21 protein-coding genes and 2 pseudogenes are annotated in these 24,169 nt (G+C 47.9%); 7 read left to right on the forward strand and 16 right to left on the reverse strand.

Annotated features, from left to right (window positions below; genetic code table 11):
- The 14 genes and pseudogenes from HMPREF3139_RS09200 to HMPREF3139_RS09260 form a co-directional block, all read right to left on the reverse strand.
- The coding region (locus HMPREF3139_RS09200; RefSeq protein WP_070461940.1) for a hypothetical protein at positions 1-520 on the reverse strand (520 nt) is incomplete at its 3' end.
- Between the two features lie 200 nt (positions 521-720).
- Positions 721-1,023, reverse strand: a complete 303-nt coding sequence (locus HMPREF3139_RS09205; protein ID WP_070461695.1) for an ArsR/SmtB family transcription factor — start codon at positions 1,021-1,023, stop codon at positions 721-723.
- A gap of 79 nt (positions 1,024-1,102) precedes the next feature.
- Positions 1,103-1,624, reverse strand: a complete 522-nt coding sequence (locus HMPREF3139_RS09210) for a rhodanese-like domain-containing protein (RefSeq protein ID WP_070461697.1) — start codon at positions 1,622-1,624, stop codon at positions 1,103-1,105.
- A gap of 12 nt (positions 1,625-1,636) precedes the next feature.
- Positions 1,637-1,831, reverse strand: coding sequence for a YgaP family membrane protein (locus HMPREF3139_RS09215; protein WP_003685761.1), 195 nt, complete (start codon positions 1,829-1,831; stop codon positions 1,637-1,639).
- A gap of 463 nt (positions 1,832-2,294) precedes the next feature.
- Positions 2,295-4,392 (reverse strand): annotated as a pseudogene (locus tag HMPREF3139_RS11370) (TonB-dependent receptor).
- 317 nt (positions 4,393-4,709) lie between these two features.
- On the reverse strand, positions 4,710-6,203 hold the full coding sequence (gene cls / locus HMPREF3139_RS09225) for a cardiolipin synthase (RefSeq protein ID WP_070461699.1): 1,494 nt from the start codon (positions 6,201-6,203) through the stop codon (positions 4,710-4,712).
- 146 nt (positions 6,204-6,349) lie between these two features.
- Positions 6,350-7,411 carry a uroporphyrinogen decarboxylase gene (gene hemE / locus HMPREF3139_RS09230; protein ID WP_004519981.1) on the reverse strand — a complete coding sequence of 354 codons (1,062 nt, stop codon included), beginning with the start codon at positions 7,409-7,411 and terminating at the stop codon, positions 6,350-6,352.
- Between the two features lie 135 nt (positions 7,412-7,546).
- Positions 7,547-8,770: a heme biosynthesis protein HemY gene (locus HMPREF3139_RS09235; RefSeq protein WP_070461701.1), complete on the reverse strand. Its 1,224-nt coding sequence runs from the start codon at positions 8,768-8,770 to the stop codon at positions 7,547-7,549.
- A complete protein-coding gene (locus HMPREF3139_RS11320; RefSeq protein WP_234395981.1) occupies positions 8,767-10,038 on the reverse strand; it encodes a uroporphyrinogen-III C-methyltransferase in 1,272 nt (423 codons plus the stop codon). The genes HMPREF3139_RS09235 and HMPREF3139_RS11320 overlap by 4 nt, the downstream gene beginning before the upstream one ends.
- A 150-nt stretch (positions 10,039-10,188) precedes the next feature.
- Positions 10,189-10,890, reverse strand: a pseudogene (locus tag HMPREF3139_RS11325) (uroporphyrinogen-III synthase); the annotation flags it as partial.
- A gap of 71 nt (positions 10,891-10,961) precedes the next feature.
- On the reverse strand, positions 10,962-11,738 hold the full coding sequence (locus HMPREF3139_RS09245) for a ferredoxin--NADP reductase (RefSeq protein WP_070461704.1): 777 nt from the start codon (positions 11,736-11,738) through the stop codon (positions 10,962-10,964).
- Positions 11,739-11,823: 85 nt separating this feature from the next.
- The gene (gene msbA, locus HMPREF3139_RS09250) at positions 11,824-13,590 is read right to left on the reverse strand and encodes a lipid A export permease/ATP-binding protein MsbA (protein ID WP_070461706.1); all 1,767 of its coding nucleotides are present in this window, start codon (positions 13,588-13,590) and stop codon (positions 11,824-11,826) included.
- A 227-nt stretch (positions 13,591-13,817) separates the two neighbouring features.
- Positions 13,818-15,227 carry a threonine synthase gene (gene thrC / locus HMPREF3139_RS09255; RefSeq protein ID WP_070461708.1) on the reverse strand — a complete coding sequence of 470 codons (1,410 nt, stop codon included), beginning with the start codon at positions 15,225-15,227 and terminating at the stop codon, positions 13,818-13,820.
- Between the two features lie 143 nt (positions 15,228-15,370).
- The gene (locus tag HMPREF3139_RS09260) at positions 15,371-15,742 is read right to left on the reverse strand and encodes a hypothetical protein (protein ID WP_049229122.1); all 372 of its coding nucleotides are present in this window, start codon (positions 15,740-15,742) and stop codon (positions 15,371-15,373) included.
- A gap of 147 nt (positions 15,743-15,889) precedes the next feature.
- Here HMPREF3139_RS09260 and HMPREF3139_RS09265 point away from each other — a divergent pair, with 147 nt between their 5' ends.
- The 7 genes from HMPREF3139_RS09265 (at position 15,890) to HMPREF3139_RS09295 (ending at position 22,832) form a co-directional block, all read left to right on the forward strand.
- Positions 15,890-17,149 carry an MFS transporter gene (locus tag HMPREF3139_RS09265; protein ID WP_070461710.1) on the forward strand — a complete coding sequence of 420 codons (1,260 nt, stop codon included), beginning with the start codon at positions 15,890-15,892 and terminating at the stop codon, positions 17,147-17,149.
- A gap of 63 nt (positions 17,150-17,212) precedes the next feature.
- A complete protein-coding gene (locus tag HMPREF3139_RS09270) occupies positions 17,213-18,520 on the forward strand; it encodes a replication-associated recombination protein A (RefSeq protein WP_070461712.1) in 1,308 nt (435 codons plus the stop codon).
- Between the two features lie 187 nt (positions 18,521-18,707).
- Positions 18,708-18,923 (forward strand): hypothetical protein, encoded by a 216-nt coding sequence (locus tag HMPREF3139_RS09275; RefSeq protein ID WP_004519973.1) that lies wholly within the window; start codon positions 18,708-18,710, stop codon positions 18,921-18,923.
- Entirely contained in the window at positions 18,904-19,320 is a 417-nt protein-coding gene (locus HMPREF3139_RS09280) for a low molecular weight protein tyrosine phosphatase family protein (protein ID WP_234395576.1), read from the forward strand. Before HMPREF3139_RS09275 ends, HMPREF3139_RS09280 begins: the two co-directional genes overlap by 20 nt.
- A 182-nt stretch (positions 19,321-19,502) precedes the next feature.
- Complete coding sequence (locus tag HMPREF3139_RS09285; protein WP_070461717.1) at positions 19,503-20,804, forward strand: polyamine export protein PaeA; 1,302 nt, start codon at positions 19,503-19,505, stop codon at positions 20,802-20,804.
- 55 nt (positions 20,805-20,859) lie between these two features.
- Positions 20,860-21,666, forward strand: coding sequence for an RNA ligase family protein (locus HMPREF3139_RS09290; protein WP_083290078.1), 807 nt, complete (start codon positions 20,860-20,862; stop codon positions 21,664-21,666).
- Between the two features lie 32 nt (positions 21,667-21,698).
- The gene (locus HMPREF3139_RS09295) at positions 21,699-22,832 is read left to right on the forward strand and encodes an AAA family ATPase (protein WP_070461722.1); all 1,134 of its coding nucleotides are present in this window, start codon (positions 21,699-21,701) and stop codon (positions 22,830-22,832) included.
- 99 nt (positions 22,833-22,931) lie between these two features.
- Here the strand turns inward: HMPREF3139_RS09295 and HMPREF3139_RS09300 are convergent, their stop codons facing one another.
- Both HMPREF3139_RS09300 and HMPREF3139_RS09305 read right to left on the reverse strand, forming a co-directional pair.
- Positions 22,932-23,237 (reverse strand): hypothetical protein, encoded by a 306-nt coding sequence (locus HMPREF3139_RS09300; RefSeq protein WP_070461724.1) that lies wholly within the window; start codon positions 23,235-23,237, stop codon positions 22,932-22,934.
- A 26-nt stretch (positions 23,238-23,263) separates the two neighbouring features.
- Positions 23,264-24,154: an NAD(+) kinase gene (locus tag HMPREF3139_RS09305; protein WP_039863638.1), complete on the reverse strand. Its 891-nt coding sequence runs from the start codon at positions 24,152-24,154 to the stop codon at positions 23,264-23,266.
- Positions 24,155-24,169 lie beyond the last annotated feature (15 nt).

Below are 24,169 nucleotides of genomic sequence, written 5' to 3' on the forward strand. Positions count from 1 at the left end.
AATCTTCATGACATCTGTCCCAATCCATATGAAGGTAAACTTCCGTATCAAAATTAATATAGAACAACGGTAATCTTGAAGAAATCTGATTGATTTTTAAGAAATCACTTTGTTGGCCAGAATCCGAAATAGGATCATCATACGACAACTTGTTCTCGACAACGGAATATAATCTTGCTGCCTCATTTAAATTAAAGCCCTGTAACATCAGCGCCTTCAATTCGTCTTTTTCCAGTACGACGACCGAATCTGATTGAAGATAGTTTTCAAAATTGTCCTTAGTTAACTGCCAGATGCCGTTTCGGTAATAATAACTATTCATTTCATCCTGATACTGTTCTAACGTAATATTACCGTTTTTAAAATCCAAATCTAAGTCTAATTTCATGTTTAATATGAAATTAGCCTTATAATCAATCAAATAATATATCTTTTTCTTATAGACAAAAATGGATATACACTGAATGTACTCAAAGATGTTATCCAATAATTCAGATTTAAATTTCTCAATCTTTTCCATATTTGACAAATTCCTTAATAACTTTATCACCAGCAAGCATTAGTCCGCATGAAAGCTGCAGGTAGGGTGTGCGCGGTACGCACGTACGCGTGCTTTAAGTGTAAATACAGAAGCAGTATAAAAAGGTCGTCTGAAAAATTTTCAGACGACCTTTTAGGTTAATTTTCCGAATAGCCTTTCTAAGGCAGTACAACCACATTTCAATCTTTTCCTGCACAGAAAAAAAAATACAGCAGCTGTATCATCTCGTTAACTCGGGGGTCGGCAATATAATATTGCCGCTCTCGGTGGTTTACTTCAAACGATACCAAACCGGCTTCACGCAGTAGCGCTAATTGGCTGGACATTGCCGCTTGCGGCAGTCCGGATGATTCAGCCAACTCGGTTACATTGTACGGCCTTTCATGTAGTTTGCACAATACGGCGAGACGGTTGGGATTAGCCAGAAGTTTGAGAAAAGCGGAGGCTTCTTCGTAGGGAGGTTGATTGTCGGCAGTGGTCATTTTTCACGCTTGTCGGCAAATGAGGAGGTCGAATTATCAGTCATAATGTCCTTGACAGTAACTTTCAGACGGCCTTTGTTTAAGGGTTCCATGGCATTTTGGCCAGTAGGCGTGCCATGCCGCAGAATCCGGTTAGTCCGGCCGTTAACAGGCCTGCGCCGACCATCACGTCTATCAGATAAAACCAAGGCGATACCAGCCAACCTGCCAGCACGCCCAACAGAATCAAACTGCCCGCTATGGTTTGCACCTGCCGCATGATATCCGGTGCGGCACGGTCGGCAACAATTGAAAGCCCTGCAGCTTTCCATGCCTGTAAGCCGCCTTCTAGAATATAGCATTCTCGACCTTGGCCAAGCACTGACAATATTGTTTCTGCCCCTGCTGTACGTTTATCGCTCAGACAATAAAAAATCAGGCATGGGGCTGTATCATCGGGCAGTTTGTCTCGATACTGTTCAGGCGGAAGGGATAATGCGCCGCCAATATGCCCGCCCCGATATTCGGCTTGGCTTCGGATGTCCACTGCCAACGCGCCCTCACGGATTTTTGCCATTGCTTCGGAAGGCATAATTCGCGGGAGTTGTCCGACCGTAGTCATGTTTTGCCTTCGTTATTTTTTGTTGATACGGCAGGTGTTGATGCCCAATAAGCTGTACAGCGCACAGTTGCCAATCAGTGCTGTACCCAGGGGGATGATGCCCAGCCAACCCCACCAGCCAATTTGTCCGGTAGCGGCTGCAGCAATCAGCGCAACACCGATAACAATACGGATTACGCGATCTAAAGTACCCAAGTTTCGTTTCATTTTATTGCTCCTTGTTTAAGAATGGATTGTCTATAAATAAACATATATAACAAAAATCATATATGAGAAATATTATAGCTTTAAAGATGACTTTGTCAAATGGTTTACAGTAAAAGTGTAATGAATATTTGCATTGTATTTTTAAACGCACAAATAGAATCAATCTCCAACGGCATGGTTAAATGTAAAAATACAGCCTGATATTTTCAGACGGCACTGAAGATGATCTATATAATATTTTATTTATATTGGAAGAATGAGTAGTCAGTTTTCAGAAGGAATCAAATCATGACCGATTCGGAAAAGAAGTTCAATGGAGACGATTTGAAGACTGGATAATCCGTTGTGTAACTAGCAAGGGAGAGAAAACACTTTAAAATCAAATTATTTACGAATTATAAAAGGCCGTCTGAAAATTGAATTTCAGACGGCCTTTAATTTCTTTATAACGTCGTTCGTATCATCAGAAACGATAGTTCACGCCCAAGGCAAACTCGCGGCCGCGTTCGTAGAAGGGCACGCGTCCGTTGCCGTCGGGGAAGCGTTGGCTGTGCGAACGGTATTGTTTGTTGCCGATGTTGTTGACGGCGAAGTTGACGTTCAGGTTGTCTTTTTTCAGCGGCTGCCAGTTGGCGTAGATGTCGTGTACGCCGTAACCGGCTTTCTTGCCGTGTATCGTGCCTTGTCCGCGGGCGACGTCGGTGTATTTCACGCTTTGGGCGTAGCGGCCGCGCCAGCCGATTTCAAGTTTGGGGTTTTCAAACTGGTAAGACAGACCGGTCAGCCATTGGCGGCCGGTGTTCCAGAAGGTGAACGAGCTTTCGTGGTCTTCCGCTTGAATCGGGCTTTCGCCGTAGTACATTTCGCCGTTCAGACGCGGTTTGACGTAGGACACTCCGGCACGCGCGATTAGACCGCCCCAGCGGTAGGATGCGTCAAGTTCGTAGCCGTAGGTTTTGAGCGTGCCGCCGTTGTAAATCTTGCCGCGTTCGGTGATGGAGGCGGTGTTGTTGTTGATTTTTGCCCAACGATAGACGATGAGGTCTTTGATGCGTTGGTGGAACACGCTACCGCTGACGTTGAAGTTGTCGTTGCGCCATTTGAAGCCAATTTCAGCACGGCGGGCGGTTTCGGCTTTGAGGTTGCTGTCCAAATCGGCGGCAGCGCCTGCACGTTCGTTAGCCAACAGGGCTTCGTTCAGACGCGGCGCACGGCTTGCCTGATTGAGGTTTGCCAAGAGGGAGAAGTTGTCATTGATGTCCCAAATCGCGCTGATGCTGGGGTTGAGTTGACCGTGCGACGCGCTTTGTTTGCTGGCGGCGTTGTATTTGAAATGGTCGTAACGCAGGCCGGTGGTCAAGGTAACGGGGTGCAGGTTCCAAATGCCTTCCGCGTACACGCCGTATTCGGCTTTTTTCTCTTTGTCGCGGTCATACAGGCCGAGAATCTTCAGCCACGCGCCTTTGTCGGACGGCTCGGAGGTTTCGTAGCGGTAGTTGACGCCGTATTTCACCATGTGTCCGTCGCCGAAGGAGCTGGCGAGGTTCAGATTCGCGCCGGTCGCTTTGATTTTGCTTAGCTCAAGCTGACCGATGGGAACGCCGCCTTGCGCCGTGCCCGGAAGCTTGGGCTTTTGGAGAAGGAGCGCCTTTAGGCGGTTTGGTGTCATCGGTGTTGATTTGGAAGACGTTGGCATCGATTTTGTCGATAAAGCCGACGTTACGGCCACGGTATTCCAGATTGTAGGTCTGCTCTTTTTGATAAGTGCCGTCCACGCCGATGTAGCTGTCAACGTTTTGGAACTCGGCTTTGTCGGTGCGGTTGCCTTTTTGGTATTCCTGACGGTAGGTCAGGCGGATGCCGTGGTCGTCGTTGAAGTCGTAGCCGATTTTGGCGAGGTAGCTGTGCTGTTTCAGACGACTGCCGAGGTTGACATTGCCGTTGCCGTCTTTGTAGTCACGGTTGTTGAGGAAGTTGCCTGCAAACAGGGCATCGAAGCCGTTTTGATAGCCGTAAACCGCTGCGCTGCCGGTTGAGCCTTTATTGCTGCTCAAGCCTGCGCCCAGTTTGAAACCGAAAGGTTTGCCGTCGGTCAGCAGGTCTTTTGCGTCAACCGTTGTTACGCGGATGGTACCGCCGACCGCACCCAAACCCGCGCTTGCCGCGCCTGTGCCTTTTTCGACGTTGATGCTTTTCACCAAAGCAGGATCAAGCTGGAAGCGGCTTTGGTGGTGGAAGATTTTTGTGGATTGGCTGGTGTTGTCGACTTCTAGGTTAATTTTGTCTTCACCAACGCCGCGGATGCTGTAAAACTGCGCCACGCCGTTGCCGCCGCCGACATCCATACCGATTTGATCTTTCATGACTTGTTTTAAATCGGTCGAAATTTCGCGATCGAGCTGGTTGCGGGTTACACGAGTCGGTACGGCAGTACCGGTGACCTTAATTTCATTCAGCTCGGCAGTTTCTGCGGGTTGCAAATTTTCGGCATGAGCGAAGCTTGTTGATAATGCGAGTGTAATGATACTAAGGCGGAATACAGGAGAGGAGACCTTATTCATGATTTTTCCTAAGTAAAAAATTGACTGTTTATTCTAATTGTTATAATAATGATTATCAAATTCTTAATAGATATTAATAAATATATTCTGTTTTATTCCAGTCTCAAATTAATAGGATTTTTATAGAAATCAATTAGTTTATATTTTAGTTAAATTTAGTAAAGATTCTTTGGTTGGGAAATGGGTTGAGTCTTACTTTTTCCGAGAGGGAGAGAAGGGATAGCTTGAATATCTGTCAATAAAGAATTTTATCTATCAGCGTTTTATTTAAAAGGCCGTCTGAAAAGTACTTTTCAGACGGCCTAAATATTTATTTTTTACAGCAAAGGGCTCATTAGACGGACGGCATTTTCCACGAAGCCGCGGAGTTTGGAGCGTTGTTGCCATGATTTGATGGCAATGTAGCTGCTGTTTTTAAGGTAGCTGCGCTGTAGGTGGCAGATTTGTTTAGTGGTATCGCGATCGTAGATAGCAAGGCTGATTTCTAGGTTGAGGAAGAAGCTGCGCATGTCCATATTGACCGTGCCGAAGAGGGAGTAGTCTTCGTCAATGGTCATGGTTTTGGCATGCAGAAGACCGCCTTCAAACATGGCGATTTTGACACCGGCTTCCAGCAACATAGGGTAGTAGGCGCGTGAGGCATAGCGCACCATCAGTGAATCGACTTTGGCAGGCAGTATCAGGGTCACTTTGACGCCGCGTTTGGCGGCAACGGTTAACGCCATGAGAAGCGGCTCGTCAGGGACAAAGTAGGGGGTGGTAATCGTGATTTGTTTGGTGGCGGCATAGATGGCGCTGATGATGGTTTCGTAAATAACGAAGCTGCCTTGCTCGGGGGCGGATGGAATGATTTGGGCAACAATATCGCCTTGTTGCATTTTTTCAGGAAGGATTTGGGGCAGCAGACTCTGGGCTTGATTGAGGTATGTTTGTACGTTTTGGAGGTTTTCATCGGTTTCGACGGCGAGGTCTGCGAAGAAGACGGCAGATAGTTCCAAAACCATAGGCCCTGTACAGCGCATCATGACATCTACCCATTCTCCGACGCCGGAGTTTTGTTTGAAATAGCGGGGGTCGACAAGGTTGAAGCTGCCTGTGTAACCGATTTTGCTGTCGATAACGAGGATTTTGCGGTGGTTGCGCAGATCGGTGCGCGTGAATAGTGTACGCCAGATGCCGACAGGTAATGAGGTATGTACTTCAACGCCTGCTTGGCGCAGTATTTCTACCCAATCGCTTTCAAAAAAGCTCCTGCTGCCGACGGCATCGGCCAGAATGGCGCAGTCAACGCCTCGATCTGCGGCAGCAAGAATTTCATTTAAAATTTCTTCGATGCGGCCTTTGGGCTCGATAATGTAAAAGGCCAGCAGGCAGGAATGGGTTGCGGCGCGTATGTCTGCGAGCATGCTGTCGATGATGGCATCGGTGGTTGGGAGCAGGCTCATGGCGTTGCCTTTGGTGGCACCCAGCCCCGTTCCTTTTTCGGCAACTTTACTGATGCCGTGGTAACGTGATTTGACTTGGTCGGCAATGTCGAGATAGATATCGGCTAGATGGGTGGCGGCAAAGTTGCGGTAGAAGCGGTTCATTTCGCCGGTACGTTTGGCGCGGGCCGTGCCGAGACGCGGCTCGCCGATAAGGATGTAGGCGATGGTTCCGAACACGGGGAAAAGGAAGAGGATAATTAGCCAGGCAAAGGTTGAGCCGATATTTTTTTGTTTGTACAACACGCGCAGCATGCAGACGAGTGCGGCGCAGGTGTGGGCGAAGATAAAAATTTCGGTCCAGGTGATGTCTTTTAAAAAATTCATATTCGGTAGAGGGAGTGGATGTGTTTTTAAGTTTGAAGGTGTCAGCTGATAAGCTTCAGATATTAAGTATATAGAAAAACCGTCTAAAAACAAATTTACACGATAATCGTGTTTTTTGTTTTCAGACGGCCTTTGAGTTGCTTTAATTAACGGTGATACTGACGGGACAATTCGTGTACGGTATCGACCAAAATTTTAGCGTGTTCCGGATTGGCGTGTTGGTTGATACCGTGGCCGAGGTTGAATACATGGCCGCTGCCGTTGCCGTAGTCGGCGAGGATGCGTGCGACCTCGGTGCGGATAGATTCTGGTGTGCCGAAGAGGGCAAACGGGTCGAAGTTGCCTTGCAGGGCAACTTGTTCGCCGACGCGACGGCGTGCTTCGCCGATGTTGCAGGTCCAGTCCAGGCCCAATGCGTCTGCGCCGATTTCTGCCATGCTTTCCAGCCATAAGCCGCCGCCTTTGGCAAATACGATAACAGGCACGCGGCGGCCTTCGCTTTCGCGTTTGAGTCCGGCAACGATTTGTCGGATGTACTTCAGGCTGAATTCTTTAAATGCGGCATCGCTCAACACGCCGCCCCAAGTATCGAAAATTTGTACGGCTTGTGCGCCGGCATCGATTTGGGCATTGAGATAAGCGGTAACGGCTTGGGCGTTGGTGTCGAGGATTTTATGCAGTAAATCAGGGCGCGAATACATCATTGTTTTGATGGTGCGGAATTCTTTGCTGCTGCCGCCTTCGACCATGTAGCAGGCGAGTGTGAACGGGCTGCCGGAGAAGCCGATGAGTGGCACGCGGCCGCCCAGTGCTTTACGGATGGAAGTTACTGCGTCAAAGACGTATTGCAGTTTTTCCATATCGGGAACTTGCAGTTTGGCAATGTCGGCTTCGTGTTGCAAGGCACGTTCAAATTTCGGGCCTTCGCCTTCGGCAAAATACAGACCCAAACCCATGGCGTCGGGTACGGTCAGAATGTCGGAAAACAGAATCGCTGCGTCCAGATCAAAACGTTCTAAAGGCTGGATGGTAACTTCGGTTGCCAGCTCGGTGTTTTTACACAAATCGAGAAAGCTGCCTGCGCGTGCGCGTGTGGCTTTGTATTCAGGCAGATAGCGTCCGGCTTGGCGCATCATCCAGATGGGCGTGTATTCGACAGGCTGTTTGAGCAGGGCGCGGAGGAAAGTGTCGTTTTTCAGAGCAGTCATGATAAATAGGCTTTCTGATTTGGTGTGTTGGACAAAGTTCAGACGGCCTTAGATATGTATTGAGGCCGTCTGAAATGATTAAATGATTGGTTCTGTTGTAGATTTCATATTATCGCTTAATGCGAAATCAGCACATTAATTTGGTTGGGGAAGGGCTGCCGGATGTTCTTCTTCGGCCACGCTTTCCAAAACCAGATTGCGTTGTTCTTGCGCTTTTTGCGGCTGATCGGTTTCATCAAACACGCGAGCCAAGACCAAATGCGCAGATACGCTGGGTTGCAGGGCAATGCTGGCTTCGAGGTAGCCTTGGGCTTTGCCCCAAAGTTTGCGTCCGTAAGCCAGTTGGCCAAGATACATCAACAGTGGTGCATTGTCCGGTTGTTCCTGCAACCAAGAATCTGCCAAATCAATGGCTTTTTGCTGGTCGCGCTCGCTTAGGAAACGAACGGATTCGACAAATGCTTTCAAAAGCTCGGGCTGGCGGTTTTGCGGATAATGGTTTTTTACCCATTTGACCGCTTCGGCATACAAGCCCAAGCGCTCGTATTTTTCGGCAATCGCGACGCACAATTCGCCAGACTTCACACTTTCGGGAATCTGTTTCAAACAGGCTTTCAGACGGCCTGCATCGGTTACTTCGCTCAAGAGGCGGCGATATGCCCAGTTCTGATACTGTTCTGCTTCGTAATCGTTGATAGCGCCGGCTTTGACCAGTTTTTCCGCTTTTGCCAAGACATCTGAAGCATCGCCGTGATCAAAGGCATAACGCAATTGCAGGCGCACCAAGCGGCTTAAGTTGCCGTTGATTTTGGCTGCGGCTTCAAGATTTTGTGCGGCAGTCGGATAATCGCGGCAGCCCAGTGCGGATTCAGCCAGCAAAAGATGACGGGAAAGCTGTTGTTTTTGCGGAAGGTGTTCGATTTCGTGCAGGTAGCGGTCGCGCAGTTCGAAGTTTTCCATTTGGTCGGCCGCGTGCGCGCCCAACATCAAAGCCAGGGTACGGTTGTCGCCTGCTTCTTTGTTTTGCAAGACTTTGGCGGCTTCTTGTTCGGCTTTTTCAAAACGGCCTTCAAAATATGCCAAACCTGCGCTGTTCAAAGAGGCGGAAGCCTGACGGCCTTTGCGGGCAATGCCGAAGCGTTGCATACGCGCTGGAATATTTAAGAGGCCGAACACGAATTTAATCAGGAAATACAAGACGAATACGCTCAACAGCAGGCCTAAAACAAAGGCATGCAGATTGATACGCAGCATGGTTTGCTCAACCACGACATACACGTTACCTGTATAAATGCCGGAAGCCAACGCTAAACCAACGGCGGCGGCAAACAGAATGACAATCCAAACGACGGTTTTCATGCTTGCTCTCCTTTAATTTTGGCAGCAGGCTTGGTTTGGTTTTGTGGTTTGGCAGCTTCGGCGGCCGGTTCTTTTTTGTTTTCAGACGGCAAAGCAGGTGCTTCCAGAGATTGAGGGGCAGAAGCGGCAGCCGGTGCGGCAGTCGTGGCTTGTTCGGTAGCTGCAGCCGGAGCGGAAGCGGTTTTCTCGGCAGCTTGGGTTTGCGTAGCTTCTTCGGTCGTCATTTGTGTACGCGAACCTTCTTGATAAGCACGAACGGCGCTCAAGCTGGCTTTCAGGCTGTCGTCTGAAATCATGCGGACATCAAGGGCTTTGAGTTCGGCCAACTCTTTCAACCATGACTGGGTAGCAGGGGATTTGCTGTCGAAGTATTGCTTCACGGTTGCTTCAACGTTGTTCAAATCGCTTTGGTACACTTCGCCATTGTGTTGCAACAGGGCAATGCGCGCATCCAAAAGGCGTAGGCGCAGGTTTTCACGGATGAAGTAGGTTTGTTCGGGCGAAATCAACATGGCGTCGTTGCTGTCCAGATGACGGACTTCAACCAAGCCTTTGAGGGCATTGAGGGATTTCTCCCATGTGTTTTCCCACCAGGTTCCTGAATTGGTGGCTTCGACAGGCGCGGCACCTGGTTTCAATACGCCGTCCAAGACTAAAGGCAGGCCGGAAATACCGGTTTCCAAACGGTCGATACGCAAGGCTGTAGCGGAAATATCGACATAAGGACGGTTTTTCAGTGCGGCCAAATCATTGCTGATGGCTTGTTTGACGGGGATAAGTTCAGGCTGTTCAAAACGGCTTAAGCGACTGTCGATGTGTTCCAATACGCTGACCGCGCCTTGTAGGTTGCCTGACAGCATCAATTGTTGCGAAGCAGTGTTCAGCATGGATTCGGCTTCGTCAACCAGCCAGTTGATACGGCCTTTGAGTAACTCTTGATAAGCTTTCTGCGTTTGCAGGATTTGATCACTATTGTTTTTTTGACCGTTGTTCAGGCGGTCTAACTCGGTCTGAATAGCGGTTTGGCGGTTGAGGTTGTCTTTTAAAAGGCTGGAGTTTTCAGATTCGCCTAACGCAGCTTTGTCGATTTTTTGGTTGAATTCGAGCTCTTGGTTTTTTAAAACATTTTGACCCTGTACAAACAGGAATCCGCTCGCGCCTAGGCCAAGCAGTGCCAAGACGATCGCACCTGCGGCCAAGGCTTTGCCGCCAGATTGTTTGATGATAACAGGGGCGTTGTTTTGTGGGAGATTGTTGGACTCGGGCATGCTCGCCTCCACTCGCTGAGGTTGGGTAGGTTTGATTTGTTCAGACGGCCTGGTGTTTTCAGAACGTTCAGGCGCCGTAGTTGCCGTATTGGCAACTTGTTGGGTATCTTTATTGTCTTCGACTGGGTTCACTGCTTGGCTCCTTTGTGGTATGGATGAAAGTGCAGCGGATAAAGAAGTGACGGTTTCTACATGTTTGGCACCGACGATGCGAAGCGCATCGGCAATGCGAGGATGGTGGGTAAAGTATAGCAAGGATTCGAAGAATCGGGAAAATTGCGGCGGAATCTGATGGAAAAATTCGCGCGCGAGCTCGCCGGATGTAACGTAGGCGGCGGCGATGTCTTCAGTTTTAAAGTTCTGCCAATCGATGGCGTGTGGCCGTCTGAAATAGATTTCAGCGATGTTGATTTGGAAACCCAGTTCGGTCAGTTTGTCTGCTAGAAAATCACGGCCTCCATGGCCTCGAATGATTAGAACTCGGGCGTTGGGTGGCAGGGTTTTCCAAATAGGCATTCTCAAGACGGCTTCGCTGTCGTTACCATCTTCGGGAGAGAAGGCGGGATAGGGGGAGAATTGTGCCAAAGTATGTTGGCTGGTTTGGCCGACGGTAATGTGTACTTTAGGGCCGTCTGAAAAGGTCAGACACGGTACTGCAGTTTCAATAGCGGTCGGGCTGACCCAAAACACCACATCGGCTTGCTTGAATTGTTCGGGAAGTTTTTTTAGCGCCGAATGATCCAACTCTATTTCAATCGGACTCAATACCTGAGCCTGCCAACCGGCTGCATGGCAGGTTTGGATATCTTGCTGTGGACGGTTGGACGGACGGATGATGAGTAGAGTAGGCATAATGTGGGATAAATTATTAAGGTTTAGGCCGTCTGAAAGAAGGGTTTCAGACGGCCTGTTGCTGACGTACGTTATTGATCGACGAATGCGCGCTCAATCAGGTAGTCGCCGCGAACGCCGGTTTTCGGAGAAACGGTCAGGCCGAATTCGTCCAAGACGCTGCAGGTGTCTTTCAACATGGCAGGGCTGCCGCACAGCATGGCGCGGTCGTCTTGCGGATTGATTTTAGGCAGGCCGATGTCTTCGAAGAGTTTGCCGCTGCGCATCAAATCGGTCAGACGGCCTTGGTGTACATATTCTTCGCGTGAAACGATTGGATAGTAAATCAGTTTTTCTTTAACCAAGTCGCCCAGGTATTCGTGTTCGGGCAATTCTTTGGTGAAGCGGTCGTAGTATGCCAAGTCTTTTTTGTAGCGTACGCCGTGAACCAAGATGATTTTTTCGAATTGCTCGTAAATTTCAGGGTCTTTGGTAATGCTCAAGAAAGGGGCGATGCCGGTACCGGTGCTCAAGAGGTAGAGGTGTTTACTCGGATTCAGGTCGCCGGCAACCAATGTACCGGTCGGTTTTTTACTGATAAGGACATCGTCGCCGACTTTAAGGTGTTGTAGGCGGCTGGTCAATGGGCCGTCTTGTACTTTGATACTGAAAAATTCCAGATGCTCTTCCCAGTTGGCGGAAGCCACGCTGTATGCGCGCATCAGTGGTTTGCCGTCTACCATCAGGCCGACCATGACGAATTGGCCGTTTTCAAAGCGCAAAGATTCGTCACGGGTGCAGGTGAAAGTGAAGTAAGCGTCGGTCCAGTGGTGTACGGACAAGACTTTCTGGGTGTTGAATGCTGCCATTGATATTTCCTGTCGGATAAGGCCGTCTGAAAAGGATAGGTCGGGGCGGCCAAGGTTAATAAAAAGAATGGAATATGGTGTTCAGCTACTTGCTTGCCGGTTTGGCTGATTTTTCGCTGAGGCTGTGCAGGTCGGAATAGCGTCCGCCTGCGTTGATCAATTCATGATGAGTGCCTTGTTCGACTACATTGCCTTCGTGCATGACAACAATATTGTCGGCTTTTTCGATGGTCGAAAGTCGGTGGGCAATCACCAATGTGGTACGGTTTTGCATCAGATTTTCCAATGCGGTTTGCACCAAACGTTCAGATTCATTATCCAATGCGCTGGTGGCTTCGTCCAAAATCAAAATCGGTGCATTTTTCAAAAGTGCACGCGCAATGGCGAGGCGTTGACGTTGGCCGCCGGACAGTTTTAAACCGTTTTCGCCGACTTCAGTGTGCAAGCCTTGCGGCATTTTTTGGATAAATTCCCAAGCATTCGCGGCTTTTGCAGCATTGATAATTTCTTCTTCGCTGAATTTATCAGCTTGAGCATAGGCAATGTTTTCAGCAATCGTACCATTAAACAGGACAACATTTTGGCTGACGAATGCCATGCGGCTGCGCAGGTTTTCGAGCGTATATTCATTGATGTTGACGCCGCCAATCAAAACCTTGCCTTCATCCGGATTAAGGAAGCGCGGCAACATATTGGCCAGGGTGGTTTTACCGCAGCCTGATGCGCCGACCAATGCGGTCACTTTGCCTTGCGGTACAAGCAGGTTAATGTGGTTCAAGCTGTTGCGTTCGGCTTCAGGATAGCGGTGTACAACATTGCAAAATTCGATATCGCCAGGGTTTGGGCTGAGAATTTGTTTGCCTTCGTTGCTTTCTTCAGGTTGATCCAAAAAGGTGAAGACACTTTCTGCCGCCGCCAAACCGCGTTGCAGGGATTGCATCACACCGGTCATGCGTTTGATGGGGTCAAACATCATGATCATGCTCGACAAAAACGACATAAAATCGCCTGCACTGAAGCCGGAAAGCCCTGCTTGGCGGGCGGCTGCGTAAATAATCGCAGCCAGAGCAACCGAGGCCATTAATTGCGTAATGCCGGTACCCGCAGAGCTGGCGGAAACCTGTTTGAGCAGGTTGCGGCGCACATCGTCGGCAATACGGTTGAAGCGGCGGTTTTCATAATCTTGACCGCCGTAGATTTTTACAACGCGTTCACCATTAATGCTTTCGCCCAAGACCTGCATCAGCTGGCCAAGATAAATTTGGTTGTTGGCAGACAGTTTGCGCAAGCGTTTGCTGACTGTTTGGATACATACAGCAACAACCGGCAAGATGATAAAAGTAATCAGGGTCAAACGCCAGTTCAGATAAGTTAGCAAGCCCAATAGGCCGACTACGCTCACGCCGTCTTTAGCAATCACGGTAATGACGTTAAACCCTGCATCGGTAATTTGATTGACGTCGTTCAAGATACGAGACATCAAACGGCCGCCGGTATTGCTGCTGAAATACGAAGTCGGCAGGTGCATCATTTTGTTGAACATTTCACCGCGCAAGCGCTGCACCAAGTGGCTGGACAGATAAGTCGTGCAATATTCGTTAATGAAGTTGAACAGGCCGCGAATGAAAAACAGCGCCACAATTGCCAGCGGCAACCATGACATGCTTTTCATGTTTTTATCGACAAAACCTTCATTAATCAAAGGTTTGAGCAAGTAACCGAAAGCCGGCATCGTACCGGCGACAATCAGCATGGCCACTACGGAGACGATAAACATCTTCCAATAGCTTTTTAAATATCCAAGCAAACGCTTGTACAGCTCCCAGTTGGATGTGGCTTGTGTTGTCTGCATATCAATCCAGATTTAGAGCAAACATGCAATTCTAAACGAAAATATCTGTCATTACAATGTTTGCAATTGAAAGTCAAAAGGAGTTGGTATTGTTTTAACGCCTTGATTTTATATGATAACGACTGTAATGCGGTTGGATTGGCAATAACGCTGCCTACTTCATAAACACCAGTCGCGGCCGTCTGAAAAAGTTTCAGACGGCCTCTTCAGTCGTCAAAGACAGCCGGTTAAGCCAAAGCTTCCTTAATGATGTCTTTCACTGTTGTTGCGTTATTAGGGACAACACGGACACGTTGCGGCAGGTTTTCCAAGCCTTCCAGTGCGGCTGGGCGGGGGATGGAAACTTCGCCGACCGCTTCATGGATGGTGGCTTCAAATTTGGCAGCCAATGCGGTTTCGAGGCAGACAATGGTTTCGCCGGCTTCGCGTACTTCACGCGCTACTTTGATGCCATCGGCTGTATGCGGATCAATCAATTCACGGTCCTGCTCGTAAACCTGTTTGATGGCGGCAAGGCGGTTGGCATGGGTCGATTTGCCGGAAACAAAGCCATATTGTTGATGTACTTTGTTTAAGGCAAATTCCAAATTGAAACCTTTGCCGGAACCTACTTCAGCCCATAAGGTTTTGATTTCGTCCGCATCGCGGCCCATCAGGTCAAACACAAAACGCTCGAAGTTGGAGGCTTTGGAAATATCCATAGACGGGCTGGATGTGACGTGGGTGTGTTCACTGTTGCGAGGGCGGTATGCGCCGGTTTTGAAAAACTCGTCCAATACGTCGTTTTCATTGGTGGCGACAATCAAGCGGTGGATGGGCAGGCCCATTTGACGAGCGATATGGCCGGCGCAGACATTGCCGAAGTTGCCGCTTGGTACGCAGAAGCTGACTTTTTCGTCATTGCTCGAAGTGGCGTTGAAATAACCGGCAAAGTAGTACACGACTTGGGCGACAATGCGTCCCCAGTTGATGGAGTTGACTGTGCCGATGTGGTATTTGGCTTTGAATTCGGCATCGTTTTGTACGGCTTTGACGATGTCTTGGCAGTCGTCAAACATGCCTTCAACAGCGATGTTGTGGATGTTGGCATCTTGCAAGCTGAACATTTGCGCGCGTTGGAATGCGCTCATTTTGCCTTCCGGAGACAGCATGAAGACATTGACGCCTTTTTTACCGCGCAGGGCATATTCGGCGGCAGAGCCGGTGTCGCCACTGGTGGCGCCTAAGATATTGAGTTCTTTGCCTTCTTTGTTCAATACATATTCAAACGCATTGCCCAAGAATTGCATGGCCATGTCTTTGAATGCCAAAGTCGGGCCGTTGGAGAGGGCTTGAATTTTGATGCCGTCTGAAAGTGTACGAACCGGAGTAATGGCTTTTGTGCCGAATACTTCTTCGGTGTAGGTACGGTTGATAATGTCACGTAAATCATCAGCAGGAATGTCGGTGGCAAACAGGCTCATGACTTCAAACGCCAGCTCAGGATAGCTGAGTGTGCGCCATTGGTCTAAAGTGGCACGGTCGATTTGAGGGTATTGCTCAGGTAGCATCAAACCGCCGTCAGGAGCCAAACCCATCAATAAAACTTCGCTGAATTGCTTGCGTGCGGTTGCACCGCGGGTGCTGATATATTTCATGATTTCTTCTCTATAAAAACAAAAATATTGCCGGTCAAAACAGAAAATCCGCCTGCGAACCATCCCGCAAGCCGCCCTATCTCGACCTTAATCCACTATAAACTTTCAGACAACCCCGATACACAGAGTTCGTCTGAAAAACATTATCTATACAGACGCTTGAAACAAGCATTGACGGTTTTCACCGTTACCGACGCAATCGCCCGATCGCGCGAAGAAGGATTCAAAACATCCATCAACTCTTGCGCGGACACCTGATTCGGCGCCTCCTCGCTCGCGCAGCCGCAGATTTTGTCTTCCCACTCGCGCTGCTTGTCCGCGCTCATCGTCAGCGCAATCAAACGCCACTCATTGCGCTTGTTCAACTCCGAACGGCACTGATGATCGACCGCCATTTTCACCACGCTGCCGCCAATACCCGTACCACCGCCCAAACCGCCGAACGCCGAGTCTGAATCATAAGCGCAACCGCCCAACAACGCCGCCACAGAAGCAACGGCAACAATCTTTTTCATATTCATAGCCATCCCTTGCCGCAAGGTCGTCTGAAACGCCCCGCAAAGTCTTTAAACAAGTGCATATTATACCGTAAGCGGTGTGAGATGGGGGATTGTGAAAGTCGGGTATAATCCGTCTTTTTTGGGAAAAAAGAGGATTGATCAATGGTTAAACCGGTTAAATCAAAAAACAAATCAAAAGCTAACTTAAACAAAAACACGCAAAACCCTAAAGAAAATCAAGAAAAAACGGCTGACAAAGGCATTCAAGAGCAGTCAGAGCACACCGCTGAAAATAAGCAGCCTGAATCAAAAGACAATGTACAGAATAAAAATAAACTTACACGCTTATGTAAATTTTTTAAAAAATTATGGAATGGAGATGTTCAAGAAAAAAATAAAAACTCAAAGAAAGCGGAAGAAAATGCTGCTAAAAATAATGCTGCTACACAACAGGAGGAAATTAAACAAGCTGAGACAGTTGAGCAACCAGAAGAGCAAAGAAAACTCTCTGATTATTTGGAAATCATCAGTAAATTATTAGGGTTCTCAGCAATATTAGGAACATTTATTGGTGGATTTTTTATATATGATTATCTTAAAATCATAGATCAATTAAGCATTTTTCCTGAAGTAATTACTAATCCACCTGCTTTAATAGCTACTGCTACTATTTTTGGAGGCATAGTATTATTTTTATATTTCAAATTTTTCGTGGCATTTTTATTAGGAATAAACGCTAAATCAGGGCAAGGATGGAATACTTCAAAGCCGATTGTATCTTTTTCAATTTTTTACATATTTTCCTGTGTATTAGATTATCATTTTTTATATCCTCTTATATCAGATACACTTACATTTATATCATTTTTATTTTTTATATTTACAACATGTTCCACAGCTTGCATGTTAGGATTTGATAAAGATTACAAAAGAAATATAAAGATTTTTATATTCTTATTTTTAACTCATGCATACGTAATTTTTCTTCATTTAATCCCAAGCAATAAACTATCACTAAACTCAGTCCATTTTGCTCGTTTTGCCGAAACCCCTGAGAATTCCTCATGGTACTTATTACATAATAATTTTCAACAAAACAATGGCTTCCAAGAAACCAGCGGAATTGACAGAAATGACTTGTTCAAGTTAAAACAAAAATTCAAATGCTCTGCACTTTCAGAAAAAGAAAAAGTAAAAAAAGGCATTTCCTGTTCTTCAATCCCCGAACAGCGTAACAACGCCCTATACGGCTATATGGCTTGGAACTTAGGCGACACTAAGGTCTTCTGCCCGCCGACTGCTGAAAACAACAAAGGAAAAAAGGAAGCCGCAAAATTAGCAACAGAATGTATCGTTATCAGTGGGAAATTCCTGCAAATTTTGAATAAAAACTATATTGATATTATGCCCAAAGAGCGTTAATCCGCTTTCATATGACCTGCTATAATCCACGTCGTCTGAAAACCCTCTTTCACGGAAACCGCCATGGCCGACCTCTTTACCCGCCAACCTGATGCGCCGCTTGCCGAACGCCTGCGCCCGCATTCTTTAGACGATGTCATCGGGCAGCAGCACTTAATCGGCGAAGGTAAACCTTTGCGCGTGGCGGTGGAAGGCGGGAAGCCGCATTCTATGTTGCTGTGGGGGCCGCCGGGCGTGGGCAAGACGACGTTGGCGCGGATTTTGGCGCAGAGTTTCAATGCCCAGTTTCTGCCGGTTTCCGCCGTATTTTCAGGTGTAAAAGACATACGAGAGGCAATTGAGAAAGCTGAAATTGCCTTGCAGCAAGGGCGCGCGACAATTTTGTTTGTTGACGAGGTACACCGCTTCAACAAAGCGCAACAGGACGCATTTTTGCCTTATGTCGAAAGCGGTTTATTAACCTTTATCGGCGCTACCACGGAAAACCCGTCATTTGAAGTCAATCCGGCATTGCTCAGCAGGGCGCAGGTGTATGTTTTGCAATCCTTGTCTTCAGACGACCTGAAGAAGCTGATTGCCAAAGTATTGGCTTTGCCCGAATACCAAGGTTTTACGATTGAAGCAGATGCGCAGGAGCTGCTCGTCAATACTGCCGACGGCGATGCGCGCAGATTGTTGAACTTGATCGAGCAGCTTTTACGCGCTGCTAATACACGCCGTCTGAAAACCTTAACCGCCGAATTCCTTGCTGATAGTTTGGGCGCGCAAATCCGCCGTTTCGACAAAGGCGGTGAGAGTTTCTACAACCAAATCTCCGCCCTGCACAAATCCGTGCGCGGTTCGCATCCTAACGCGGCATTGTATTGGTTCTGCCGTATGCTCGACGGCGGTACTGACCCGCGCTATCTTGCCCGCCGCATTGTCCGCATGGCATGGGAAGATATCGGCTTGGCCGATCCGCGTGCTTTAACGATTGCCAATGATGCTGCCGCTACTTATGAGCGCTTAGGCTCGCCAGAAGGGGAACTCGCTTTAGCTCAAGCCGTGTTGTATCTCGCCGCAGCCGCTAAATCCAATGCAGGCTATAAGGCATACAACCAAATGCGCCGCTTCGTCAAAGAAAACGCCAGCGACGAAGTACCCGTCCACCTGCGCAACGCCCCGACCAAGTTGATGAAAGAATTGGGCTACGGACGCGAATACCGCTATGCCCATGATGAACCCAATGCCTACGCTGCTGGAGAAAGCTATATGCCCGACGGCTTGGACGAACCGGACTTCTACCAACCCGTCCCGCGCGGGCTGGAAATCAAAATCGGCGAAAAGCTGAAATGGTTGAAATCCTTGGATGAAGATGCGCTGGATGATTAAAACAGTAAATGTGTCTCAAGTTTCAGACGGCCTTTGGCCATTTTGAGCGTAATAAATTGTTTAATATTGGCATTATATCTTTAATTTCGCTATAATTTTGTCATCCTATTTTCTTGCCGAATAATCGAATACATAAAAAATTGCGGCTGCTGAACCCGATTTCCGAAACAAAATTAGAAAGCAGATAATGGACAATTTAGATCAAAGTCGTAGCCGTGCATGGCGACGACATCAAGAGCAACGCCCCAGTCATCGTGTACATGGCAAAAATCCTTTGAAATATAAACCTGAAAAAAAGTGGGATTTGATGTATCTCCGCAGCAATAAAATCAAACGTGCACAAAAACTGGGTTTTATTTATCCGTTCAGACAGCATGAATTTGATGCTGAATGGTTTGACTAACTCAAAAGATACATTTTCGATTCAATCGAGATGGTTTTCACAAGGCGGATACTTTCCGCCTTTTTTAATTTTTATGAATGCACTTTTTATTTGTAGTCGTAACCAATGGCGCAGTCCTACCGCTGAAACCGTATTTCGACGTTATCCAAATGTACAGGCACGTTCTGCAGGGACCAGCCCCAATGCGCGGCATACTGTTTCCATAGACGGCATCGCATGGGCGGATAAGATTTTCGTGATGGAACAAAAACATAAGAGCCGTCTGTTGGCACAGTTTCCCCGTGCTTTGCAATATAAGGAAATGATTGTTTTAGATATTCCTGATGATTACAGATACATGGATGAAGAGTTGATAGAAATATTGAAGGAAAGTGTCGTGCCTTATCTGTATAAATAATGAGGTTTTCCGTAAGATTATCTGAAAAAATATGATTGACTTTTAAGTGAAATTTATTTCAATACCATCATTTGCTTCACGCATCACTGACAAATAAAACGCAAATCTAAAATCAAATTGAATTTTTCAGACGGCCTTTGCTGTTTGAATATTTTTAACCTATACCATACACACACATTTCCATGAATATTTTTGAAGCCTTACTATTATTGTGCCTGCTGATTGTCATTAGCGCGTTTGTGTCCTGTTCCGAACTCGCGCTTGCCTCGGCACGTAAAATCAAATTGCAGGTCATGGCGAAAGACGGCGGCGATACGCGCGCGCTTGACGTAATCAATATGCAGCAGCAGCCAGGCAGTTTTATTACTGTCGTCCAAATCGGATTGAACGCCGTCGCCATTCTTGCCGGTATCGTCGGCGAGGCGGCAATACGTCCGTATTTTGGCAAACTTTTGGAGAACGCAGGCAGTTGGGGCAGCACAGCTGCCTCTTTGCTGACCTTCTCGCTGGTTACAGGTAGCTTTATTTTAATTGCCGACCTGATGCCCAAGCGTATGGCAATGACCCATCCCGAAGCGGTGGCGGTACGCATCGTCCGTCCGATGATGTTTTTGATTTTTATCTTAAAGCCCCTTGTCTGGATTTTTGACGGGTTGGCAAACGCAATATTCAAACTCTTCAAAATCTCAACCGTCCGTCAGGAGCAGCTGACTTCGGAAGATATTTATGCCGTTGTTGATGCAGGCGCGCAGGCTGGTGTATTGAAAGAACAAGAACACTATCTGATTGAAAACATTTTCGATATGCAGGAGCGCACGGTGACTTCCACCATGAGCACGCGCGAATATATCGCCTATTTTGACAAACATGACGACAGCGATACCGTGTTGGAAATAATGTCGGAAAAACCACACAATAAATTCTTGGTGTGCGACGGCGATTTGGAACGCGTCATCGGCTACATCGAATCGCACACGCTATTGACCCTGTTTTTAAAAGAAAAAGACGTCCGCCTGACCGACAAACGCGTGTTGCGCAAAGTCTTGTTCATTCCCGACACGCTGTCGCTTTACGATGTCTTGGAAACCTTCAAAACTTCCGGCGAAGACTTTGCCGTCGTAGTGAACGAATACGCGCTGGTGGTCGGCGTGGTAACGCTGAAAGACGTGATGAGCATCGTCATGGGCGAGCTGGTTAATACCGAAGAAGAGCCGCAAATCATCCGTCGCACCGAAGACACCTGGCTGGTGGACGGCGCGACCCCGCTCGCCGATGTCATGCGTGCGCTGGATATTGAAGAGTTTCCCGATTCGGAAAACTACGAAACCATCGCTGGCTTTATGATGTATTCCCTGCGCAAAATCCCGAAACGCACGGATTTTCTGGTTTATGCCGGTTATAAGTTTGAAATCATCGACACCGAAAATCTAAAAGTTGACCAACTCTTGGTTTCCAAACAAGAAAATGTGGTGGGGAAAATGTAACCAGTCGCTGGGAATATTTGAAAAGAAAATTAAAAAATGAATAAAAAGGAAAAATATTATGACGACAACCGAACCTCAAAAATACGCCCGCAGCCTGCATGCGCCCATCAGCCTCGGCACAACCTCTGACGACCGCTTTATGCCGCGTGGCTTCCTTTCATATTTTGCCGAGCTGCCGAAGTTGGTTTTAACCGAAAAATTAGATGGACAAAACAACTGCTTTGCCGCACACGGCCTCTATGCCCGTAGTCATACTGCACCTACCCAGCATCCGTGGGATAAACCTTTGCTGCAACGATGGCAGCAAATCAAAGATGATTTAGGCGACCTCGAACTTTTTGGCGAGAATATGTACGGCATTCATTCGATTGCCTATTCTCAATTGGAAAGCTATTTTTATCTATTCGCCGTCCGTCGTGGCGGACATTGGCTTTCATGGGAAGAGGTTAAATTTTATGCGCAGCTGTTTGATTTTCCGACTGTGCCAGAAATTCCCATTATGCAGCCTCTTGCCGACTTTACCCAAAAATACGCCAATGAAGATATTGCTTTAGCGCAATGGCTGGCCGCTAATTTGGGAGAGTCGTGGACGGAGAGCGTACAAACTGCCGGCAAACTTGGCGGCTACGATCCGAATACAGGAGCAGCATGCAGCGAAGGTTTTGTTATCCGTAACGCCGCTGATTTTGCCACCAACAACGGCAACCTATCTGTTCAATCCAATGAATTCGACAACCTTTTCAAATTGGTACGAGCCAAGCACGTTAAAACCGATGTTCATTGGACGAAAACTTGGAAGCCTGCCCGTCTTATCGACTACGACAAATACCATTGGCAAAGCTGGCAGTTTCAGACGGCCTAAAGTCCAATTATCCAATAATAAGAAAGACAACCATGTGGACATTCCCATATTACATACCCGGCCAACTTCCTGATTGGCAAGCTTTAGAACGTCGTTTCAGCTGGTTTGCCGATATGAAAAACGTTCCCCAAGATCCTGAATGGCATGCCGAAGGCGATGTATTTACGCATACCAAAATGGTGTGCGAAGCCCTGCTGCAACTGCCCGAATTCCAAGCACTCGGCGAGCAGGAGCAACACATCTTGTTTGCCGCCGCCATGCTGCACGACGTAGAAAAACGCAGTACGACCAAGCGTGAAATTGAAAACGGTAAAGAGCGTATCGTTTCGCCGCATCACGCAAAAAAAGGCGAACATACCGCCCGTACTTTGCTGTATACCGAACTTGCCGCTCCGTTTGCCGTAAGAGAAGCCATCGCCAAACTTGTGCGTTTGCACGGATTACCCTTATGGGCAATTAACAAGCCTGATCCTGAGCGAGCCGTCATAGCGGCCAGTTTGCAGGTTAACACTGCGTATCTTGCTATGCTTGCTAAAGCCGATGTTTTAGGCCGTATATGTTGCGACCAACAGGATATTTTGCTGCGCATTGATTTGTTTCGTGAACTCTGTGAAGAAAATGCTTGTTGGGGTAAGGCACGTACTTTCGCCAGCGACTACGGACGCTATCTCTATCTTAACGGCCGTAGCGAAATGCCGGATTATCAGCCATTTGATGATCAGACCTTTGATGTGTACGCCATGTGCGCCATAGCAGGTAGCGGTAAAGACAGTTACATCAGGCAACATCTTGCTCATCTGCCTATGCTGTCGCTGGATGAGATTCGCCGTGAGCGAAAACTCAATCCCGCGGATTCCAAACATACTGCCGAAGCAGTGCGTTTGGGTAAAGAGCAGGCAAAAGAATACCTGCGTACCCGTACGTCGTTTGTCTTTAATGCGACCAATCTTAACCGTGACCTGCGCAGCAAATGGCTGCCGATGTTTGCCGATTACGGCGCACGCGTGCATCTCATTTATTTGGAAGTGCCTTATACGCGATTGCTATCGCAAAACCGTAACCGCGAACATTCTGTGCCGAATGATGTGTTGCACCGCATGATAGAAAAGCTGGAAATCCCTGATTACAGTGAAGCGCATACAGTGGATTTTGTGGTCTCTTCTTAAAATGTAAAGATTTTTTGTAAGTAGGCCGTCTGAAACAATCCAATGTTTCAGACGGCCTTTTTATGAAATCAAAAATTGCTAGAGCTAAGACAGAGGTCTTTATTCGCAATTTAAGCCTTTTGTTTTTTCAGTGAATGTATCCATGGCAATTTGGCACATGCGTTCACGTTGGCCTACGTCGGCGGCAGGCAGGATTTGGCGCAGGTATTTTGTGTTGTCACGTTGGAACGATGCTTTATCGCCTGCTTTTTGGTAACACGCATCCGCACGGGTAAAGTATTGCTGGCAGATTTTCGGCAATTCTTCAAAGGACAAGGGTTTGCTTTTGTGCATGCCGTGCGCGGAGACGGAGAGGGAGGAAAGGGTACACAACGCGATGATTAAGGTTTGGGAAATGTTTTTCATGGTAAGCCTATTTATTGAAGTGGTGTTTAAATCAATTGTTCGCCCCAATGCAGCTTTTGGCGCAGGGTTTTAAAGTATTGGTAATCGGTGGGATGGAGGACGCGCAAGGGGTTGTGATAGCGGCGGATGATGATGCGGTCGAAGTTTTGTACGTCGATATGGGATTGTCCGTCAAAATGTGCGCGTGCGTCGCCGCTTTTGGTAATGAGGATTTCGATCACGCTGGTGTCGGAGATGGCAATCGGGCGGTTGGTCATGGATTGCGGGCAGATGGGCACGAGTGTGAAGGCGTGCAGGCCGGCCTGCATGATGGGGCCGCCGGCGGCAAGCGCGTAGGCGGTTGAACCTGTCGGTGTGGAAATAATCAGGCCGTCAGAACGTTGGGTATAGACAAATTCTTGATTGATAAAGACTTCAAATTCAATCATTTGGCCTGCGCCGCCACGAGACAGTACGGTGTCGTTGAGGGCGAGGGCACGTTCAATCGTTTCGCCGTCACGAATGATACTGGCTTCGATGAGGATGCGTTCTTCGGGCAGATATTTGCCTTCCAGTACGGGGCGGATGCCTTCAACCATGGTGTCGCGCGAGATTTGGGTAAGAAAGCCCAAATGGCCTTGATTGATGCCGATGATGGGGACGGCGCGTGGGGCGACTTCGCGGGCGGCGGAGAGGAAGGTGCCGTCGCCACCGAGCACAACGACGAGGTCGCAGTATTTGCCCAGTTGGGCTTTGTTGACGGTTTCGCAGTAGGCGGAATCTTGGATATAGACGCAGTGTTCTTCTACGCTCAATTCATCCAGATAGATGGTGAAGCCGTTTTCGCGTAGAAAAGAAACCAATGTGTGGACGGTATCTTGAATCTCGGGCGTATTGGGACGCGTAACGATACCGATGTTTTTAAATGGGCTTTTCATGTAATAGGCCGTCTG

The organism is Neisseria sp. HMSC15G01, from assembly GCF_001808255.1.
Lineage (GTDB): Bacteria > Pseudomonadota > Gammaproteobacteria > Burkholderiales > Neisseriaceae > Neisseria > Neisseria subflava_A.

Bases quoted from the DNA above. Each gene is read 5' to 3' on its own strand.
- HMPREF3139_RS09280 (WP_234395576.1), top strand. From the start codon at position 18,904: ATGCTGAATGGTTTGACTAACTCAAAAGATACATTTTCGATTCAATCG.
- HMPREF3139_RS11320 (WP_234395981.1), bottom strand. From the start codon at position 10,038: ATGCCCGAGTCCAACAATCTCCCACAAAACAACGCCCCTGTTATCATC.
- msbA (WP_070461706.1), bottom strand. From the start codon at position 13,590: ATGCAGACAACACAAGCCACATCCAACTGGGAGCTGTACAAGCGTTTG.
- HMPREF3139_RS09285 (WP_070461717.1), top strand. From the start codon at position 19,503: ATGAATATTTTTGAAGCCTTACTATTATTGTGCCTGCTGATTGTCATT.
- HMPREF3139_RS09265 (WP_070461710.1), top strand. From the start codon at position 15,890: ATGGTTAAACCGGTTAAATCAAAAAACAAATCAAAAGCTAACTTAAAC.
- HMPREF3139_RS09215 (WP_003685761.1), bottom strand. From the start codon at position 1,831: ATGAAACGAAACTTGGGTACTTTAGATCGCGTAATCCGTATTGTTATC.
- HMPREF3139_RS09245 (WP_070461704.1), bottom strand. From the start codon at position 11,738: ATGGCAGCATTCAACACCCAGAAAGTCTTGTCCGTACACCACTGGACC.
- thrC (WP_070461708.1), bottom strand. From the start codon at position 15,227: ATGAAATATATCAGCACCCGCGGTGCAACCGCACGCAAGCAATTCAGC.
- HMPREF3139_RS09205 (WP_070461695.1), bottom strand. From the start codon at position 1,023: ATGACCACTGCCGACAATCAACCTCCCTACGAAGAAGCCTCCGCTTTT.
- HMPREF3139_RS09260 (WP_049229122.1), bottom strand. From the start codon at position 15,742: ATGAAAAAGATTGTTGCCGTTGCTTCTGTGGCGGCGTTGTTGGGCGGT.
- HMPREF3139_RS09275 (WP_004519973.1), top strand. From the start codon at position 18,708: ATGGACAATTTAGATCAAAGTCGTAGCCGTGCATGGCGACGACATCAA.
- HMPREF3139_RS09210 (WP_070461697.1), bottom strand. From the start codon at position 1,624: ATGACTACGGTCGGACAACTCCCGCGAATTATGCCTTCCGAAGCAATG.
- cls (WP_070461699.1), bottom strand. From the start codon at position 6,203: ATGAATTTTTTAAAAGACATCACCTGGACCGAAATTTTTATCTTCGCC.
- hemE (WP_004519981.1), bottom strand. From the start codon at position 7,411: ATGACTGCTCTGAAAAACGACACTTTCCTCCGCGCCCTGCTCAAACAG.
- HMPREF3139_RS09305 (WP_039863638.1), bottom strand. From the start codon at position 24,154: ATGAAAAGCCCATTTAAAAACATCGGTATCGTTACGCGTCCCAATACG.
- HMPREF3139_RS09295 (WP_070461722.1), top strand. From the start codon at position 21,699: ATGTGGACATTCCCATATTACATACCCGGCCAACTTCCTGATTGGCAA.
- HMPREF3139_RS09235 (WP_070461701.1), bottom strand. From the start codon at position 8,770: ATGAAAACCGTCGTTTGGATTGTCATTCTGTTTGCCGCCGCCGTTGGT.
- HMPREF3139_RS09300 (WP_070461724.1), bottom strand. From the start codon at position 23,237: ATGAAAAACATTTCCCAAACCTTAATCATCGCGTTGTGTACCCTTTCC.
- HMPREF3139_RS09270 (WP_070461712.1), top strand. From the start codon at position 17,213: ATGGCCGACCTCTTTACCCGCCAACCTGATGCGCCGCTTGCCGAACGC.